Raw genomic sequence first — 266 nt, forward strand, 5'->3', positions numbered from 1 at the left:
GGATCGTACCTTCGGTCTTACGCTGCGCAAGCACGTCAAGCAGAGTCGTCTTTCCGGCACCAGAAGATCCCATCAGGGCGCCGAGCATACCAGGCTTAACCCACCCATGCACGTTATCCAGAAGCACCCGATCCCCAGAAGGCGTTTTGACGGTATATGTGAGGTTCTTCCAGGTGAAGATTGAAGTATTTCGGACAAGGCTCGACTCGATGTTGTTCTTTTCGCTGTCAGTGGAGTCATCGCTGGAAGCTTGCTTCTCCTTGACT

The 266-nt window shown here is 53.0% G+C and carries 1 protein-coding gene; it reads right to left on the reverse strand.

The window, feature by feature from the left end:
* On the reverse strand, positions 1-266 hold a 266-nt coding region (locus PZC42_RS24825), incomplete at both ends, for an ATP-binding cassette domain-containing protein (RefSeq protein ID WP_277214238.1).

The sequence above is a fragment of the Isoptericola croceus genome, from assembly GCF_029382255.1.
Classification (GTDB): domain Bacteria; phylum Actinomycetota; class Actinomycetes; order Actinomycetales; family Cellulomonadaceae; genus Isoptericola; species Isoptericola croceus.